General features: G+C 71.3%; 1 protein-coding gene. It reads left to right on the forward strand.

Going from position 1 to position 2,402, the window contains the following annotated elements; genetic code table 11:
* Positions 1–2,402, forward strand: a 2,402-nt coding sequence (locus K377_RS40950; protein ID WP_146614872.1) for a non-ribosomal peptide synthetase, incomplete at both ends; no start/stop codon positions are given.

The following is a 2,402-nucleotide window of genomic DNA, read 5'->3' on the forward strand; positions in this document are numbered from 1 at the left end:
CCAGGACGTGCCCTTCGACATGCTGGTCGAGGCGATCAACCCGGAGCGCTCCGCGGCGTACCAGCCGCTGTTCCAGGTGATGCTCGGGCTCCAGAACTACGAGCGCCCCGACCTCGAACTCGCCGGACTCACGGTGGAGGTCGAGCAGGCCACCCCGTCCACCTCCAAGGTCGACCTGTTCTTCAACGTGATCAAGGACGGCACGGGGGCGCTGCGCGGCGACATCCAGTACGCGACCGACCTGTTCGACCGGGACACGGTCGAGGCCGTCGCCGGACGGTTCGCGCGCGTGCTGGAGCAGCTGGTCGCCGATCCCGGGATGCGCGTCGGGGACGTCGACGTGCTCGACGACCAGGAGCGTCAGCACCTGGTCGTCGAGGTGAACGACACCGCCGAGCCGACCCTGGACCTGGTCGCGGCGCTCCGCGACCGGGTGCGGGCGACACCGCGGGCGCTCGCCGTCATCGGCGAGGAGGAGACGCTCACCTACGAGGAGCTGGAAGCGCGGTCGAACCGGCTGGCGCACTGGCTGATCGCGCGCGGTGTGCGCACGGAGTCACGGGTCGCCGTGCGCCTGCCCCGGACCGTGAATCTGGTGGTGGCACTGCTCGCGGTGATCAAGTCCGGTGGCGCCTACGTCCCGATCGACCCGGACCACCCGCGCTCCCGGATCGACTACATCCTCGACCACGCGGACCCGGTGCTGGTGCTCGACGCCGAGACGCTGGCCGGCGTGGACTGGTCGAACCACCCTGACGAGGCGCCGGACGTGACGGTCCGCCCCGAGAACACCCAGTACGTGATCTACACGTCGGGTTCGACGGGCAAGCCGAAGGGCGTCACCATCCCGCGCGGCGCGGTCGCGAACTACCTGGCCACGGCGGGGCGCACGTTCCCGCTGGCGGCCGGCGAGCGGATGCTGTTCAGCACGACCGTGGCGTTCGACATGGCCAACACCGAGCTGTACCTCCCGTTCGTCTCCGGCGCGACCATGGTGGTGGCCGACAAGGGCACCGTCGCCGACCCGGCTGCCGTGCTGGCGCTGATCCGCCGGCACGGGATCACCGCCGTGCAGGCCACGCCCGCCTTCTTCCAGATGCTGCTGATGCACGACCCGCTCGCCGCGAAGGGGCTGCGGATCATCATCGGCGCGGAGGCCGTGCCCGTACGCCTGGCCGAGACCCTGGCCAAGCAGGCCACCGAGGTCTTCAACATGTACGGCCCCACCGAGACCGTGACGTGGTGCACCGAGGCCCTCGTGCGGATCGGCGAGGGCGCGCCGATCGGACGCCCGATGGGCAACACCCAGGTGTACGTGCTGGACGCGCGGCTGCGCCCGGTCCCGCGCGGGGTGGAGGGCGAGCTCTACATCGCCGGCGCCGGGATGGCCCGCGGCTACCAGAACCGGCCCGACCTGAGCGCCGAGCGGTTCGTGGCCTGCCCGTTCGGCGCCGCCGGCACCCGGATGTACCGCACCGGCGACCTGGTGCGGTGGGACAGGAACGGGCAGCTGGAGTACATCGCCCGCACCGACTTCCAGGTCAAGGTCCGCGGCTTCCGGATCGAGCTGGGCGAGATCGAGCACGTGCTCGACGGGCACCCCGCGGTGGCCCGGGCGGCGGTCGTGGTGCGCGAGAACCACGACGGCGACAAGCGCATCGTGGCCTATGTGGTGCCCGAGCCGGACGCCGTGGGCGCCGACGGCGCGACCGGGGATCTGCTCGTCCTGCTGACCGACCACCTGCGCCGCCGTCTCCCGGAGTACATGGTGCCCGCCGCGGTGATCCCGCTCGCGGAGATCCCGCTGAACCCGAACGGCAAGCTCGACCGCGCGGCACTGCCGGCGCAGGACACGAGCGCCCCGGCCGCCGTCCGAGGACCGCGCAACGCCCACGAGGAGAAGCTGTGCGCGCTCTTCGGTGAACTGCTCGGCCTGGAGCAGGTCGCCATCGACGACGACTTCTTCGCCCTCGGCGGGCACTCGCTGCTGGCCACCCGGCTCAGCGCAGGCATCCGCAGCCGGTTCGGCGTCGACGTCCCCCTCAAGACCATCATCAAGTTCCCCACGGTCGCGGAACTGGCCGCGCTGCTGCTCACCGGCGACATCCCCGTGGAGATCGCCGACCCGTTCGCCGTGGTGCTGCCGCTCAACGCCGACCCCGGCACGGGCAAGGAGCCGGTGTGGTTCTTCCACGGCGGCGGCGGCCTCGGCTGGGCGTACTTCAGCTTCGTGCTGCACGTGGAGGACCGGCAGGCCTACGCCCTCCAGGCCCGCGGTTCCGACGGCGAGGACAAGCTGGCGGGCTCGGTCGAGGAGATGGTCGAGGACTACGTCACCGAGATGCTGAAGATCCAGCCGGAGGGGCCCTTCCACCTCATCGGCTGGTCCTACGGCGGCACGG

It is taken from the genome of Streptomyces sp. PsTaAH-137, assembly GCF_003259365.1.
Taxonomy (GTDB): Bacteria; Actinomycetota; Actinomycetes; order Streptomycetales; family Streptomycetaceae; genus Streptomyces.